The 16,244-nt window shown below is 61.2% G+C and carries 16 protein-coding genes; all 16 read left to right on the top strand.

Features of this window, described 5'->3' with window-relative positions:
* Nucleotide 1: 1 nt before the first annotated feature.
* The 16 genes from ABHU32_RS01005 (at nucleotide 2) to hemW (ending at nucleotide 16,244) form a co-directional block, all read left to right on the top strand.
* On the top strand, nucleotides 2-946 hold the full coding sequence (locus tag ABHU32_RS01005) for an aspartate carbamoyltransferase catalytic subunit (RefSeq protein WP_035138537.1): 945 nt from the start codon (nucleotides 2-4) through the stop codon (nucleotides 944-946).
* Nucleotides 930-2,219 carry a dihydroorotase gene (locus tag ABHU32_RS01000; RefSeq protein ID WP_346978534.1) on the top strand — a complete coding sequence of 430 codons (1,290 nt, stop codon included), beginning with the start codon at nucleotides 930-932 and terminating at the stop codon, nucleotides 2,217-2,219. The genes ABHU32_RS01005 and ABHU32_RS01000 overlap by 17 nt, the downstream gene beginning before the upstream one ends.
* A gap of 116 nt (nucleotides 2,220-2,335) precedes the next feature.
* Nucleotides 2,336-3,103, top strand: a complete 768-nt coding sequence (locus ABHU32_RS00995; RefSeq protein WP_346978575.1) for a dihydroorotate dehydrogenase electron transfer subunit — start codon at nucleotides 2,336-2,338, stop codon at nucleotides 3,101-3,103.
* Nucleotides 3,104-3,117: 14 nt separating this feature from the next.
* Entirely contained in the window at nucleotides 3,118-4,026 is a 909-nt protein-coding gene (locus ABHU32_RS00990; protein ID WP_346978574.1) for a dihydroorotate dehydrogenase, read from the top strand.
* Nucleotides 4,020-4,736, top strand: coding sequence for an orotidine-5'-phosphate decarboxylase (gene pyrF, locus ABHU32_RS00985; protein ID WP_156600826.1), 717 nt, complete (start codon nucleotides 4,020-4,022; stop codon nucleotides 4,734-4,736). Before ABHU32_RS00990 ends, pyrF begins: the two co-directional genes overlap by 7 nt.
* Nucleotides 4,737-4,976: 240 nt before the next feature.
* On the top strand, nucleotides 4,977-5,285 hold the full coding sequence (gene mihF / locus ABHU32_RS00980) for an integration host factor, actinobacterial type (RefSeq protein ID WP_006236130.1): 309 nt from the start codon (nucleotides 4,977-4,979) through the stop codon (nucleotides 5,283-5,285).
* On the top strand, nucleotides 5,286-5,855 hold the full coding sequence (gene gmk / locus ABHU32_RS00975; protein ID WP_118079855.1) for a guanylate kinase: 570 nt from the start codon (nucleotides 5,286-5,288) through the stop codon (nucleotides 5,853-5,855).
* A 5-nt stretch (nucleotides 5,856-5,860) separates the two neighbouring features.
* Complete coding sequence (locus tag ABHU32_RS00970; protein WP_055250050.1) at nucleotides 5,861-6,142, top strand: DNA-directed RNA polymerase subunit omega; 282 nt, start codon at nucleotides 5,861-5,863, stop codon at nucleotides 6,140-6,142.
* Nucleotides 6,143-7,387, top strand: coding sequence for a tRNA uracil 4-sulfurtransferase ThiI (gene thiI / locus ABHU32_RS00965; RefSeq protein WP_346978533.1), 1,245 nt, complete (start codon nucleotides 6,143-6,145; stop codon nucleotides 7,385-7,387).
* 214 nt (nucleotides 7,388-7,601) lie between these two features.
* Nucleotides 7,602-8,312, top strand: coding sequence for a helix-hairpin-helix domain-containing protein (locus tag ABHU32_RS00960; RefSeq protein ID WP_346978532.1), 711 nt, complete (start codon nucleotides 7,602-7,604; stop codon nucleotides 8,310-8,312).
* Entirely contained in the window at nucleotides 8,309-10,612 is a 2,304-nt protein-coding gene (locus ABHU32_RS00955) for a DNA internalization-related competence protein ComEC/Rec2 (protein ID WP_346978530.1), read from the top strand. Before ABHU32_RS00960 ends, ABHU32_RS00955 begins: the two co-directional genes overlap by 4 nt.
* A gap of 78 nt (nucleotides 10,613-10,690) precedes the next feature.
* Entirely contained in the window at nucleotides 10,691-11,653 is a 963-nt protein-coding gene (gene holA / locus ABHU32_RS00950; RefSeq protein ID WP_346978529.1) for a DNA polymerase III subunit delta, read from the top strand.
* Between the two features lie 133 nt (nucleotides 11,654-11,786).
* The gene (gene rpsT, locus ABHU32_RS00945; RefSeq protein WP_022094714.1) at nucleotides 11,787-12,053 is read left to right on the top strand and encodes a 30S ribosomal protein S20; all 267 of its coding nucleotides are present in this window, start codon (nucleotides 11,787-11,789) and stop codon (nucleotides 12,051-12,053) included.
* Between the two features lie 96 nt (nucleotides 12,054-12,149).
* A complete protein-coding gene (gene lepA / locus ABHU32_RS00940) occupies nucleotides 12,150-13,961 on the top strand; it encodes a translation elongation factor 4 (RefSeq protein ID WP_346978528.1) in 1,812 nt (603 codons plus the stop codon).
* 4 nt (nucleotides 13,962-13,965) lie between these two features.
* Nucleotides 13,966-15,009: a tRNA dihydrouridine synthase DusB gene (gene dusB / locus ABHU32_RS00935; RefSeq protein ID WP_346978526.1), complete on the top strand. Its 1,044-nt coding sequence runs from the start codon at nucleotides 13,966-13,968 to the stop codon at nucleotides 15,007-15,009.
* A gap of 2 nt (nucleotides 15,010-15,011) precedes the next feature.
* The gene (gene hemW, locus ABHU32_RS00930) at nucleotides 15,012-16,244 is read left to right on the top strand and encodes a radical SAM family heme chaperone HemW (RefSeq protein ID WP_346978525.1); all 1,233 of its coding nucleotides are present in this window, start codon (nucleotides 15,012-15,014) and stop codon (nucleotides 16,242-16,244) included.

Raw genomic sequence — 16,244 nt, 5'->3', positions numbered from 1 at the left:
CGTGGCGTTCAACCATAAGCACCTGATCGACATTACCGAGTACTCCGAAGAGGACATCAAGCTCATCCTCGAGACCGCCAAGGCGTTCTCCGAGGTCAACGAGCGTGCGATCAAAAAGGTCCCCACGCTCAAGGGCAAGACCATCGTCAACATGTTCAACGAGCCCTCGACGCGCACCCGCAGCTCCTTCGAGCTCGCCGAGAAGCGTCTTTCGGCCGACAGCCTTAACTTTGGTGGCTCCTCGACCTCCACGGTTAAGGGCGAGAGCCTCGTCGACACCGTCGAGACCCTCAACGCCTATAAGATCGACTGCATCGTCGTTCGCGATAAGCACGCCGGCGCTCCCTACATCGTCACGCAGAACTCGCCCGCGAGCGTCATCTGCGCCGGTGACGGCAAGCACAACCATCCCACGCAGGCCCTTCTCGACCTGTACACCATCTGGGAGCACAAGGGTGACTTCCACGGTCTGAAGGTCGCCGTCGTCGGCGATATCGCGCACTCCCGTGTGTGCGGCTCGCTGATCCCCGCCCTTAAGATCATGGGCTGCGAGACCTACGCCGTCGCCCCCGGCACGCTGCTGCCGCCGGCGCCCGAGGTCCTGGGCTGCGACCACGTGACGAGCGACCTCGATTCCGTCCTGCCCGAGCTGGACGTCGTCTACATGCTGCGCGTGCAGCAGGAGCGCCTCGAGGGTGCCCCGTTCCCGACCATTCGCGAGTACCACAAGCTCTTCGGCCTGACCAAGGACCGCGAGAAGCTCATGAAGCCCGATGCGATCATCTGCCACCCGGGCCCCATCAACCGCGGCGTCGAGTTCGACTCTTATATGGCCGACCACCCGCAACGCTCCGTCATCCTGGAGCAGGTCTACGCCGGTATCTGCGTGCGTATGGCTATCCTGTATCTGCTGCTTGGAGGTGCCGATAATGGCCTTGCTTCTTAAGAATGCCCACGTCGTCGACCCGTCCGTCGAGCTTGACGGTGTCGTTGACGTCCTGATTGACGGCGACAAGATCGCCGAGGTCGGCGAGAATCTCGCCGTCGAGGGAGCCGAGGTCCTCGACCTTTCCGGCAAGTACCTCGTCCCCGGCCTGGTGGATATGCACGTTCACCTTCGCGAGCCCGGTTACGAGGTCAAAGAGGACATCGAGAGCGGCACCCGCGCAGCTGCCAAGGGTGGCTTTACCGGCGTGTGCGCCATGCCCAACACCGATCCCGTTACCGATAACGGCACCGTCGTGGAGTTCGTCAAGTCCCGCGCTGCCGAGGTCGGTCACTGCCGTGTCTATCCGTCGGGCGCCATGACCCGCGGTCTTAAGGGCGAGGCCATGTCCGAGATGGGCGATATGGTCGCCCACGGCGCCGTCGCCTTCACTGACGACGGTCGCGGCGTGCAGGGCGCGGGCATGCTCCGTCGCTGCATGGACTACGGTAAGATGTTCGGCAAGGTCTTTATGAGCCACTGCCAGGACGAGGATCTGGTCGGCCACGGCCAGATCAACGAGGGTAAGGTCTCGACCCGTCTGGCTCTCGAGGGCTGGCCGGCTGCCGGCGAGGAGCTCCAGATCGCCCGCGACATCGAGATCGCCAAGCTGACCGGTGCCAAGCTGCACATCCAGCACATCTCCACCGCCCATGGCCTGGAGATCGTGCGTGCCGGCAAGGCCGCCGGCGTTCAGGTTACCTGCGAGGCCACCCCGCACCACATGTTCCTGACCGAGAACGACCTGGACGAGACCTACAACACCTCGCTCAAGGTCAACCCGCCGCTGCGCACCGACGAGGACGCCGAGGCTATCCGTCAGGGTGTCATCGACGGCACCGTCGACGTTATCGTTACCGATCACGCTCCCCACACCCCGTGGGAGAAGGCCCGCGAGTTCGAGCTTGCGCCCTTTGGCATGATCGGCCTCGAGACCTCGCTGTCGCTCGTGCTCACCGAGCTGGTCAACACGGGCAAGATGGGCGTGGGCCGCATGGTCGAGCTCATGGCCATCAAGCCGCGTGAGATCCTGGGCCTCGATCAGGTTCAGGTCAAGGCGGGCTCCGTTGCCGACCTGACCGTGTTCGATCCCGCTGCCACCTGGACGGTCGGCGAGGACGGTTACGAGTCGCGTGCCGAGAACTCCGGTTTTGCCGGTCGCACGCTCACCGGTCGTGCCACCGATGTGTTTGTCGGCGGCAAGCAGACGCTCGCCGACGGCTGCATCTGCTAGCATAGCCTTATCGTTTTTGTGCGCGGTGCCCTTGCGGTGCCGCGCTTTCTGTTCGTTTTGACCATGCAACCGCATGGGGGATTGGAGCGTCTATGCCCACACCTTCCACTGCACGCATGCACGACTTCGAGGTCGTATCGAACCAGGAGATCGCCGACGGCATCTTCTCGCTCGTCATCTCGGCCCCCAAGCTTGCAAGTGCGCTCAAGCCCGGTCAGTTTGTGAACATTGCCGTGCCCGGCGATGCGTCCTCGCTGCTTCGCGTGCCCCTGAGCTACTACCGCGCCGACGCCGAGGCCGGCACCGTCGAGCTGTGGTACGCCGTCGTGGGCGACGACACCCGTCGCCTGTCGCAGATGGCCCCCGGTTCCACCTCTAATCTGCTGGGCCCTGGCGGCCGCGGCTGGCTTGTTCCCGATGGCACCAGGAAGGCGCTGCTCGTGGCGGGTGGCATCGGTGTTCCGCCTGTGCTGTGCCTTGCCGGCAAGCTTGCCGAGCAGGGCGTGGATGTCGACGTTTGCTTGGGCTTTGGCACCGCTTCCAAGGCCGTGGGTGTCGATGAGTTCCGCGCGCTGGGCGCTACAGTTAACGTGTGCACCGATGATGGCACGCTGGGCACGCACGGTTTTTGCACCGACCCGGCAGCTGAGCTGCTCGGCGAGGGCGGCTACGACTATGCGGCCAGCTGTGGCCCCGCTGTCATGATGAAGAAGGTCGCCGCCGCTGCCGCCGAGGCCGGTGCGTACTGTGAGGTGTCGCTTGAGCGCATGATGAGCTGTGGCTTTGGCGCCTGCAACACCTGCAATGTCGAGACGGTCGACGGTATGAAGGGCGCTTGCATGTGCGGCCCCGTGTTCGATGCTTCCAAGGTGGTGGTCTTCTAGTGGGTACCGTGAACATGGCCGTCGATTTCGGCGGCGTCAAGATGCAGAACCCCATCAACACCGCAGCCGGTACCTTTGGCTACGGTTGGCAGTTCCAGAACTTCTTTGATGTTTCCCAGCTGGGCGCCATCACCACCAAGGGTTGCGCTGCCGAGCCCTGGCCCGGCAACCCCGCGCCCCGCATGGCCGAGATTCCCGGCGGCATGATCAACTCCGTGGGCCTTCAGAACCCCGGCGTGGCCGCTTTTGCCCGCGAGTCCGGTCCGTGGCTCGAACAGCTGTCCAAGGACGGCTGTCAGGTCATCTGTCAGGTTGCCGGCCACTCCGTCGAGGAGTTTGTCCGCGCGCTCGAGATGTATGTCGAGCTGTGCCCCTGGGCTGCCGGCTACGAGATTAACGTGAGCTGCCCTAATATCGCCGCCGGCGGTGCCGCCATGGGCTCCACGCCCGAGGGCGCCTCTGCCGTTATGGCTGCTTGCCGCAAGGTGACCGATAAGCCGCTGTTCGTAAAGATGGCTCCGGTCAACGTCGCCGAGATTGCCAAGGCTCTTGAGGCCGCGGGAGCCGACGGCCTTTCGGTCATCAATTCCATCCAGGGCATGGCCATCGATGTTCATACCCGCAAGTCCCGCGTGGCCAAGCCCAAGGGCGGCCTCTCGGGCCCGCTGTGCCACCACATCGCCGTGCGTATGGTCTGGGAGGTTGCCCAGGCCGTCGATATCCCCATCAATGGCGTCGGCGGCGTCATGACGGGCGAAGATGCGGCCGAGTTTATCCTGGCCGGTGCCACCTGCGTGTCGGTCGGCATGGCCAACTTCGTCGATCCGTGCGCATCGATTAAGATCGCGCACGAGCTCGAGGCCTGGGCGGAGTCCCAGGGCGTGAAGGACATCAACGAGCTGGTAGGTGCTTTCGAATGCTAGAGACTGATGCCCGCGACCGCGTTATCGTCGCCCTCGACTGTGACCGTGAGCGTGCGCTCGAGCTCGCCCACGAGCTTTCTGGTCATGCCGCTTGGCTCAAGGTGGGCATGACGCTCTATTACGCCGAGGGCCCCGAGATCGTCAAGACGTTCAAGGACCTGGGCTTTAAGGTCTTCCTCGACCTCAAGTTCCATGACATTCCGCATCAGGTGCGCGGTGCTGCCCGTTCGGCCTCGCTCGCCGGTGCCGACCTGCTTTCGGTCCACGGTCTGGGCTCGGGCGCTATGCTTGCTGCCTGCCGCGAGGGTGCCGAGGAGGCTCGCGAGGATCGTGCCAAGCTCGTTGCCATTACCGTGCTCACGAGCATGAACCAGGATGCGCTGACCGAGATCGGTGTCGAGTCGCCCGTGGCCGAGGAGGCCGCCCGCCTGGCAAAGCTTGCCCAGGCTAACGGCATCGACGGCATCGTGTGCTCGCCGATGGAGGCCCATGACATGCGCGAGCTGCTGGGCCCCGATGCCCTCATTGTGACTCCGGGCGTGCGTCCGGTGGGTGCCGCCCTGGGCGATCAATCCCGCGTGGCGACGCCCTCTCAGGCTATCGAGCGCGGTGCGAGCCACATCGTGGTGGGCCGACCCATCACCGGTGCCGACGACCCGGTTGCCGCATTTGACGCCATCGTTGCCGAGCTGGTCGAAAACGTCGCCTAAAAGATTCCCTCAAGTCACCACTTTTGGGTCTCATTAGCACAAATTAGCCCCTGTGCCTGCGAAAACTTTCCCATCCTTTGTGTGGAATCGCAGGTCAGGGGCTTAACTTTGACCTCCGTATATTGCACTTTTCGCAGGTATCGTCTAACCTATGATGCCGTCGATTGGGCATTTAGTGCGTTTGACGTGCTAAAATGCCAATTATTGCATCAGATATAACCCAACTATTTGGAGGTTCGAATGGCACTCCCTCAGCTTACCGACGAGCAGCGCAAGCAGGCTCTTGAGAAGGCTGCCGCCGCACGTCACGCCCGCGCTGAGCTTCGCGAGCAGATCAAGAAGGGCGAGAAGTCCCTCGAGTCCGTGCTCAACTCCGATGACCCCATCGCTTCCCGCATGAAGGTTTCCACCCTCATCGAGTCTCTCCCCGGTTATGGCAAGGCCAAGGCCGCCAAGATCATGGAGGAGCTCGGCATCTCCGCTACCCGTCGCGTCCAGGGCCTCGGCGTCCGTCAGCGCGAGCAGCTCCTCGAGCAGCTGACCAAATAAGTGAGCGCTCAGGATTCAAAGCTCTTTGTGATTTCTGGACCGTCAGGTGCAGGCAAGGGCACGCTCGTCACTCGTGTGCGCGAGCGTCGCTCGAACCTGGGCCTGACGGTTTCGGCTACCACGCGAGCACCACGCAAAGGTGAGGTCGACGGCGTCAACTACTTTTTCCTGACGCGCGAGGAGTTCGACCGCCGCGTGGCAAACGGTGAGTTTGTTGAGTGGGCCGAGGTCCACGGTAACTGCTACGGCACGTTGGTGAGCGAGGTCACATCCAAGCTCGCATCTGGTTCGTCTCTAATCTTGGAGATCGATGTCCAGGGTGCCTTGCAGGTCAAGGAGCGTTTCCCCGAGGCCGTGCTGATTTTTATCAAGCCGCCTTCGCTTGAGGTGCTCCGCGAGCGTCTGGTCGGTCGCGGTACCGAGACGCCCGAGACGATCGAGCTGCGTATGGCAAACGCCGCCCATGAGCTTGCCCTTGCCGACCGCTACGACGACGTCGTGGTTAATGACGATCTCGACCGCGCGACCGATGAGCTCGTTCGCGTTCTCGATATGCATGAAAGGATCTGAGGTCCGTGTCCGTTGTAAAGCCTTGTATTGACGATCTTCTGGAGAAGACCGATCACAACCGCTTCCTGCTCGCCTCGCTTGCCTCCAAGCGCGCCTGCGACATTAACAGCATGCTGCGTGGTCAGCACAACCGCGTGCTCGCCGTCCAGGATGTCGACGACATCACCATTGCACTCTCCGGTGCCGATACCATCTCGATGGCTATGGACGAGATTGTCGACGGCGATATCTCCTACGACGAGGCCCGTTACGAGAAGGCGCTCGGCCACAAGGTCGCTGAAGCCTAAATGGCAGCTCGCGTCTGCCTGGTCCACTATCACGAGGTTGGACTGAAGGGCAAGAACCGCGCACATTTTGAGCATATCCTCATGGATAACATCAAGGCGGCCTTGGCCGCCTTTTCCGTGAATGCCGTGTCTCGAATTTCCGGTTATATCCTCGTGACCTTTAACGAGCATCAGGCCGACGAGGCGGCGCGCGTCATTCGCACCGTCCCCGGCGTTGCCCGCGTGTCCCTGGCATATCACACGAACCGCGACCCGCAGGAATACTGCGCCGCCGCCGTGAAGGCGCTGCGCGAATTTGGTCCCTTCGAGTCGTTTAAGGTGCATGCCAAGCGCTCTAACACCGACTACGAGCTCACCTCGATTGATATCAATCGACAGGTTGGCGAGGTACTGTGCGAGGCGTTTCCCGATAAAAAGGTCCAGATGCACGATCCCGACGCGATGGTGCACGTGCTGGTGGTCCAGGGTAGCGTCTATGTGTATGCGCGCTCTGAGCGCGGCGTGGGTGGTCTTCCGGTGGGGTCTGCCGGCAAGGTCGTGACGCTGCTTTCTTCGGGTATCGATTCCCCGGTGGCGACCTGGATGCTCGCGCGTCGCGGTGCGGTGTGTGTGCCGGTACATTTCTCCGGTCGTCCGCAGACGCCTGATACGAGCGAGTATCTGGTGCAGGACATCATCCGTGCGCTTGAGCCGGGTGTTCAGATCGGCCGCCTGTACGTGGTGCCGTTTGGCGATTGTCAGCGTGAGATCTCGGTGACCTGCCCCAGCAACCTGCGCGTGATCATGTATCGTCGCATCATGTATTCGGTTGCTGAGCGCATTGCGCATATCGAGGGCGCCAAGGCTATCGTTACTGGTGAATCGCTCGGTCAGGTTGCCTCCCAGACGCTCGAGAACATCATGGCCGTCAATGAGGCCGTGAAGATCCCCGTGTTCCGTCCGCTGATCGGTTCGGACAAGCAAGAGATCATCGCACGCGCTGAGGAGATCGGTACGTTCGATATCTCGACTGAGGCCGCTCCCGACTGCTGCACGCTGTTTATGCCGCGTCGTCCCGAGACACACGCCAAACTCGATGCCGTGCACGAGGCCTGGGAGCTGTTCGACCACGAGGAGATGATCGAGCGCCTGCTTAAGCAGACCGAGTACATCGACTTCTCCAGCAACACGTATAAGGCCCCTAAGACCTTAAAACGCAAACATTCCGAGCTCGCTCCACGTGAGATTTACCAAGATCACGAATAATGTTGTGTATAGACCGGCGGTGATTTTGCATCGTCGGTCTTTTTCTATCTGGACTTTTGGCGATAAACGGTTCATTTATCGACGTGTGCCTGAATTTATGGACATTTTTTCGCAAGGTTTTGGTCAGCTTTTGGTTTGACCGCGATAACCGGTGTGGACGTGCGGAGGCTGCGGCGCTCGTTTCCTGACACGATGGTGTTGGGAGGTGTTTGCTATGGCGCAGCGCGAGCAACACGAACGGGTTAAACGGATGGATCGCTGGGCAGAAAAGCTACTCGGCCATAAGGCGGTGGTCTTGGCGATTCTGGTTGTCATTGCCGCCGCGAGCGGCTTGGCGATGGCAAGTTTTGGTGGCCACTCCAGCAACGTTTCGTTTGAGCGTAGTGATGAGGCGGGCGCCTCGGATGTGCACGGGGCCGGGGATGCGTCACCTGACGATGCCGATGAGTCGTCTGCCAAGAGCTCTTCTGCTGCCGAGGTGTACGTCGATGTTGATGGCGCCGTTGTGAGGCCAGGCGTGTATCGGCTCAAAGATGGAGCACGGGTATCCCAAGCGATCGATGCCGCCGGAGGGCTTACGGCCGAGGCGGATGTGACAGGGCTTAATCGTGCGTCCAAGATCACAGATGGTCAAAAGATCTATGTTCCGACGGTGGGGGAGCAACAAGCGGCTGCGACGGTCGGCGGGGCCGAAAGCGGTGCTGCCACGACTCCTGGTGCGGGGTCTTCGTCGGAGCTCGTGAACATCAATACGGCAAGTGCGGCGGAGCTGCAGACGCTTTCGGGCATCGGGCCTTCTATGGCCCAGTCAATTATCGACGAACGGACGCAAAACGGGGCCTTTGCCTCGGTCGATGACCTTATGCGCGTATCGGGGATCGGTGAGAAGAAACTCGCCAAAATCAAAGATTGCATCTGCGTATGAGTGCGACCGAGCGCGAGCATGTGATGCCACCGCGCCCATTGATGCCGTGGTCCATAGCCCTTTGTGCCGGCTTGTGTGCGAGCTGTGGTCTGGTACTTAACGTGGCAGCCGATGTGCTGCTGGGAGAGCGGACAGCGCCCGTCACATTGCTTATGGCCATTCCCGTTGCGGCTGCGGCGTGCATCGTATTGGCTCGGTCCTGCATACGCCTTGTGCGGTGGAAGCGATGGCTGTATGCCGCGGCTCTCGGCCTCGTGGCGGGAGCTTTCGTGTCCACGGGCTGGGCGATAGGGGCGCTGCACGCATCGAGGGCACTGGATAATCGGGCTGCGAGCAATCTCGAATTTTATGTACAAGGCGATCCGTCCATCAATGACGGTGTGTACTCCTATACCTGCGATGCGTATGCGGGCGAAAAGCGTTTGGGTCAGGTACGGCTGTCGTGTGATCGTGAGCTCGGCGTCGGTTCGCATGTACGTGCCATCGGTCGAATTTCGCGCTTTGAGAATGATGCGTATGGGCGCTCGCGCTTGCTTCGGGGCGAGCTTCGAAAGGTTAAAGTCGTCCGGTTGGTATCGATCGACGAGGGCTCTCTAGGGCCGTTGTCTTGGCTTCGAAACGAACTCCTTGCCGTTATCGCGCCCGCGACCGATCCGGCGCGCTCGCTCATCGCCGGCGTTGTCTGTGGGCGCTCGTCCGAGCTGCGCGCCCAGCCTGCGGGCGAATGGTTTTCGGTAACGGGCACCGCACATCTCATCGCCGTTTCGGGCAGTCATCTTGCCATCGTGGGGTTTGTGATTGAGAGTGCCCTGCAAAAGACGCGTCTCTCTCGTGGGCTTCAGCGGGGGCTGTTGGTGCTGGCCCTCGCTGCCTATGCCGTTTTTACTGGCGCTTCGCCCTCGGCCGTGCGCGCGTGCTCTATGGTGGCGGCGTCGCTTGTCGCCAACGGCGCCGGGCGTCGTCAGCATGGCCTCTCGGCTCTATTTTTGACCATGGCAATCTTTGTGTTGCTCCGGCCGACAGTGCTGTTCGAGATGGGTTTTCAGCTATCGTGCGCCAGTGTCTTCGCCATCCTTTGTTTTTGCCCCTACGCTACCTACGCCTTGGGCGAGCTGGGTGTGTCATCGGGCGTCGCCAGTATTTTGTCTGTCACGCTGTGCTCGCAGCTGGCGACACTTCCCGTTACGATTCCCGCATTCGAGACGTTTTCGCTCATTGCCCCGCTTGCAAATGCTGTGATCGGTCCGGTGGTAAGCGTGCTGCTCGCTGTATCGGTTGTGCTGGTGCCCTGCTCGCTTGTGCCGCTGCTGCGTCACGGGGCGCTCGTGGTGCCCATGATTGTCGCACGCTGCGCCCTGTTCTTTGAGCAGCTCTTTGCTGCCGTTCCGGGCGCATCCGTAAGCGTGCCGCCCGATACGCCCTTGGTATACGTGGTGCCGTTTGCGCTGGCGGTCCTCTTGGTCTGGTGGCCACGTCCCCGCGCGCGGCCCATGGCAGTGGGGCTGCTGTGTTTGATGCTTGCGGCGGCTGTTCCGTATGTCTATTGGGATCGATGTGCGCCGCCTTCGGTAACAGTCCTCGATGTCGGCCAAGCCGATGCGATTCTGGTTCGTCAGGGTAGCGCCGTGGCGCTTGTCGACTGTGGGCTCGATGAGCGCGTGGTGTCGGCGTTGGTTCGCAATAACGTTCACCATATCGATGCCGTCTTCGTGACGCATTGGGATGAAGATCATTGGGGTGGTCTTCCCGACGTACTCGATCAGTTTTCGGTTGGAACCATTGCGGTCGCGGCCGATGCGCTGGACGGCGCGCCTGTTGAGGTCCTGAATCGCCCCGGCGTAACGTATCGGCAGGTAGCCCGCGGAGACGTGGTCGATATCGGCGCATTTCGGGCTCGTGTGATGTGGCCGTTTGACACGGTGGATGGTGAGGGCAATGAGGACTCGCTTGTCTTGCTGCTCTCCTATGCTCAGGAAGGTAAGAGCCTGCGTATGCTCCTCACTGGTGATGCCGAGCTCGATCAGGAGCGCGAGTTTGTACAGGAGGTGGGCGATATCGATGTGCTCAAGCTGGGGCATCACGGCTCAAAAGTTTCTGTCGATACAGACCTGCTGGAAACGCTTAAGCCCGAGCTCTCTATCGCGAGCGCGGGTGAGGGCAACCGCTACGGCCATCCAACCGATGCCTGCATCGATGCCGTTCGCGATGCGGGCGGCGCATTCGCATGCACCATCGAACAAGGAGACATTACCGTCTCGGCGACCGTAACCGGATTTGCCATGCGATGCCAGCGACCGTGATGCTGCCGTTGGCGCGGGATAAGCCCGTGGGCTAGAATGGCACGGTACGAACACGAGAGCCTGCGGGAGGGGAGCGCGATGTCCGAAACCGGTCTGCTGCCGGCATATCTGATTGTCGGTACCGACGGAGTCAAACGCGACCACGCCGTCTCGCGTATGAAGGCGCGTCTGGAAAAGACGGGCATGGTCGAGTTCAACCTCGACGAGCGCGATATGACCAAAGACCCCGATATCGAGTCGATTATCGGATCGCTCAACACCTTTCCCATGGGCAGCGAGTTTCGCCTGGTAATCCTTGACGGCTGCTCAAAACTCGCCAAAGCGATTTCCGAGCCGCTTGTCGAGTATCTGGCGAGTCCCAGCCCCACGACGGTTTGCCTCATAATCGCCGATTCGCTTGCCAAGAACACGCGCCTGTACAAGGCAATCGCCAAGATTGACAAGAAGGCGGTGATCGACTGTTCGGGCACCAAGCGCTGGGAGCTCCCGCGCCGCGTGCAGCAGATGGCGACGCAGCACGGAAAGTCCATTTCGACGGCGGCTGCCGAGGAGCTCGTTTCCCGCTCGGGCGAGAACACCCGCATGCTCGATAACGACTTGGCAAAGCTCGCCCAGATGGTCGAGGCACCCCAGATTGAACTTGCCGACGTGGAGCGTTGGATCGTGCGTACGGCCGAAGTCCAGCCCTGGGACTTCCTCAACGCCGTCTCGGCTCGCGATATGCGGCATTCGCTCGAGCTCTTTAAGCTTCTGCCCTCCAAGAGCTACGTGTGGACCTACACGCTGCTATGTGGTCGCATCCGTGAGCTGATCGTCGCCAAGGCGCTCGACTCTCGCGGGCAGGGGCGTGAGCTCGCCGCGACGCTCAAGCTCCAGTCCTGGCAGGTCAAAAATCATCTGACCTGGGCACGCCGCTTTTCGATGGCGGAACTTGTCGCTGCGCTTGAGGGCGCGGTCGATGTGGAGCTTGCACTGAAGGGTTCGGCCGATTCCCAGACCGCGCTTTTGCTCTGGATTACGAACATCTTGAGAAAATCGTGATGATACCTGCCTATTTGACAAATTCGTTCTATCCCTTTGAGGGGGAGCGTGCTATAGTAGGCGCTTGCATGACCTCACCGTGTCTCAGAGGTGTCATACATTTTTTGCAAGGAACTCGAAAGGAACTCCAGAAGTGGCAAACATCAAGTCTCAGAAGAAGCGTATCCGCACCAATGAGGCAGCTCGCATGCGTAACAAGGCTGTCAAGTCCGAGCTCAAGACGCTGACCAAGCACGTCCAGTCCGCCGTCGCCGAGGGCGACGCCGAGAAGGCCCAGGCTGCCCTCAAGACCGTCACCAAGCGTCTCGACATGGCTGCTGCCAAGCATGTTATCCACAAGAACCAGGCTTCCAACCGCAAGTCCGGTCTTGCCAAGCTCGTGAACAGCATCAACGCCTAAGTTGTAAATTTCACACCACACAGATTACGCGCATAAATGGAGCCTGTTTTATGGAACAGGCTCCATTTTTTGTATCGCTCGGGTAAGATAGTCCGCATGAATACTTCAATTGACATTTCCCACATCCGCAACTTTTCGATCGTTGCGCACATCGACCATGGCAAGTCCACGATCAGTGACCGCATCCTCGAGCTCACCCATACCGTCGACGAGCGCGACATGGAGTCTCAGCTGCTCGACACCATGGATATCGAGCGCGAGCGCGGCATCACAATCAAGTCCAATGCCGTTCGCGTGTCCTATGATGCCGACGATGGCGAGACGTATCAGTTCAACCTGATCGATACGCCGGGCCACGTGGACTTTACCTATGAGGTCTCGCGCTCGCTGGCCGCCTGTGAGGGCGCGGTGCTCGTCGTCGACGCCACGCAGGGCGTCGAGGCGCAGACCGTCTCCAACGCGACGCTCGCCATGAACGCCAATCTGGATATCGTGCCCGCCATCAACAAGATCGACCTGCCGTCGGCACACCCCGACGAGGTAAAGACCGAGATCGAGGACGACTTAGCGATTCCTGCCGACGATGCCGTATGCGTATCGGGCAAGACTGGCGAGGGCATTCACGATCTGCTGGAGTCCATCGTATTTTTGATCTCTCCGCCCAAGGGCGATGCGAACGCGCCGCTCAAGGCGCTCATCCTGGACTCGTATTTTGATGAGTACCGCGGCGTCGTTGCCACGGTCCGCGTCTTTGACGGCTCCATTAAAAAGGGCGATACCCTGCTTATGATGCAGGCAAAGGGTGACTTTTTGGTCGATGGTGTGGGCGTCAAGCGTCCCGCCGAGACCCCGGTTGATGCGTTGACGGTCGGCGAGGTGGGCTACGTGGTCACGGGCCTGAAAGACCCCGAGGCCGTTCGCGTGGGCGATACCCTTACGTGGGCGTCGAATCCCTGCCCCGAGCCGCTTCCCGGCTACCGCGAGGCCAAGCCCATGGTCTACACGGGCCTGTTCCCGATCGACAACAAGGATTACGAGAACCTGCGCGACGCGCTCGACAAACTGCATGTCAACGACCCGTCGTTGGTGTGGGAGCCCGAGACCTCGGTGGCGCTCGGCTTTGGTTTCCGCGTTGGCTTCTTAGGCCTGCTGCATATGGAGGTCGTCAAGGAGCGCCTGGAGCGCGAGTTCAATCTGGATCTGATTGCCACGAGCCCTTCGGTGGACTATCACGTCTACAAGACCGACGGTGAGATGATTGATGTCCGCAGCCCGCAGGATCTGCCCGAGGCTACGCGCATCGAGCGCATCGAGGAGCCCTACCTCAAGGCCAAGATTATCTGCCCGCCCGAGTATACGGGTGCCGTCATGCAGCTCGCTATCGAGCACCGCGGCATTACGACCGACATGATCCATCTCACGAGCAAATCGGTCGAGATGCGCTTTGATATGCCGCTCGCCGAGCTCATCTTGGACTTCTTCGATCAGCTCAAGAGCCGTACCAAGGGATATGCCTCGCTCGACTATGAGTTCAACGAGTACCGTCCCTCCGAGCTCGTCAAGCTCGATATCTTGCTTTCGGGCGACGAGGTGGACGCGCTGTCGTTTATCGTGCACAAGGACAAGGCCTATGGCCTGGCTCGCGGCCTGTGCGACAAGCTCAAGGAAATCATTCCGCGCCAGCTGTTCGAGGTGCCTATTCAGGGTGCCATCGGCAACAAGATCATTGCCCGCTCCACCGTCAAGGCGCGCCGCAAGGACGTTTTGGCCAAGTGCTATGGCGGCGATATCTCGCGAAAGCGCAAGCTGCTCGAGAAGCAGAAAGAGGGCAAGAAGCGCATGAAGGCCATCGGTTCGGTCGAGGTCCCGCAAGAGGCCTTTATGGCGATCCTCAAGGTGGACGAGTAGGTCCATGGCGCTTTCTGAATACAGTACGCGGCTGCTGGGTGCCTATGCCGAGCAGCCGTTCCTTATGGCTCCTATGGCCGGCGTGACCGACCCTGCCTACCGCATCATGTGCCGCCGCCGCGGTGCCCATCTTGCCTATAGCGAGATGGTGAGCGTGGCGGGACTTGCCTATGCCAGCAATAAGACGTGGCGTCTGGTGCTGCCTGCCGATGAGGAAGAGCAGATCTGCGTGCAGCTCTTTGGCTCCAAACCCGATCAGTTTGCGAGTGCTGTCGCTGCCGTCGAGGAACGTGTGGGCGATCGCCTGACGCTGATCGATATCAATATGGCATGCCCCGCTCGCAAGGTCGTTACCAAGGGCGAGGGCTCGGCGCTCATGCGCACGCCCGAGCTGGCAGAGCAGATCGTCGAGGCGGCGGTGAGCGCGGCGCATGTGCCCGTGACCGTAAAAATCCGCAAGGGCTTTTACGCCGAAGACCGCAATGCCGCGACGTTTGCCCAGATGCTCGAGGGGGCAGGGGCCGCTGCGGTGGCGGTACATGGTCGCTGTGCCACGCAGCTTTATACGGGTCAGGCCGATTGGTCGGTCGTCGATGAGGTCGCAGATGCCGTCGAGATTCCCGTGATCGGTTCGGGCGACGTGTTCTGCGCCGAGGATGCGGCGGAGCGTCTGCGCAGCTCTGGCGCCAGTGCCGTGTTTATCGCGCGCGGTATCTATGGCAATCCCTGGGTGTTCGGCGATGCCCGCGCCCTTGCGCTCGATGGCACGCCGGCGCCGTCTCGCTCCTCATGCGAGCGCCTGGATGCCCTTCGCGAGCACCTGACGCTCACGCACGAGCTGTTGCCGCTCATGTCGCGTGCCCGCACGTACGCGAGCTGGTATCTAAAGGGCATGCCCCATGCTGCCGCCTGGCGCGCTCAAGTGGTGCGCTGCTCCACATACGAGGAGTTCATGGCATTGGTCGATGATATCGAGCGCGATGTGGTGGCCTGCGAGGCCACACTTGCCGCCGGCGAGTCGGTGCCCGCTCATCCGCTGGAGGCCTAACGGTGGCCGTTAGCGCGCTGTACGTGCATGTGCCGTTTTGCGCCCAAAAGTGCCGGTACTGCGACTTTGACTCGCGCAGTTTTGCTCCGTGCGACCTGAGCGCTGCGCTCGATGCCTATTTTGAGCAGTTGTATGCGCGCCTTGATGCCTTTGGAGACGTCGGGGCGCTTGCGCAGATCCGTACCGTCTATGTTGGCGGCGGCACGCCGTCGCTGGCGGGGGAGCGCCTGGTAGAACTCGCCCGGCGTATCTCTGCGTGGTGCAAGCCCGTTGAGTTTACCTGCGAAGCCAATCCTGAGTCGCTGACCGCCGAGCTTACCGCTGCGCTTGCCAAGGTTGGTGTCACACGCGTCTCTCTGGGCGTGCAAACGCTCGATAACGCCGAACTTACCGCCATCGGTCGCATTCACGATGCCGATCGGGCGCTCGCTGCCATCACGACGGTTAAGGACGCCGGGCTCGATGTTTCGTGCGACCTGATGTGCGGCCTTCCCGGGCAGACCGCCGTAAGCTGGCAGAGTACGCTCGATGGCGTACTGGCAGTGGAACCGCATCATGTATCGGTGTACCCGCTCACGCTCGAGGAGGGCACGCCGCTCTACCTCATGGCGTGCCGCGACGAGTCGCTCGAGCCCGACGAGGATTTTCAGGCTGCATGCATGGACGCGGCGCGTGAGCGCCTGGGTGCGGCCGGCTATCAGCCGTATGAGGTGGCAAGCTACGCGCTCGACGGCCATGAGTGTGCCCATAACATTGCCTATTGGACCGGACAGGGCTATCTGGGCTTGGGTCGCTCTGCCGCCGGTATGCTCGACGCCGGGGATTTCGATCGCTTGGCCGGGCTGTTTCCCGACGTGCCTGCTCGCGGCGATGCGTATCGCGTGCGCTTGGTGCAACGCAACGATGCCGCGACGACGTTTGAGGCCGAGTTTCTGTCGCAGCGCGAGGCTGCGGCCGAGGATTTGATGCTTGCCTGCCGCATGACGCGTGGCATTGGGCCCGATGTGTTGGTTCGCTCGGCAAGCGTGATCGCTGCAGACGAGCTGGCGGCGGCCTGTGACCGTGCGCTCGAGTTGGGCCTTGCCACTTGGGTGCCCGATTATATTGAAGGACATGTGGGTCGCGTCACCTCGAAAGACGTTATCGCAGGTCGCGTCCGTGCTCGTTTAGCGCCCACCCACTTGGGCTGGCTCGATGGAAATGTGCTGTTCGAGCTGTTTTGGGGTCTAGCTTAG

This window comes from Collinsella aerofaciens, assembly GCF_039758965.1.
GTDB lineage: Bacteria > Actinomycetota > Coriobacteriia > Coriobacteriales > Coriobacteriaceae > Collinsella > Collinsella aerofaciens_BR.
The sequence above is the reverse complement of the archived record's forward strand: the minus strand, read 5'-3'. Positions and strand labels throughout refer to the sequence as shown.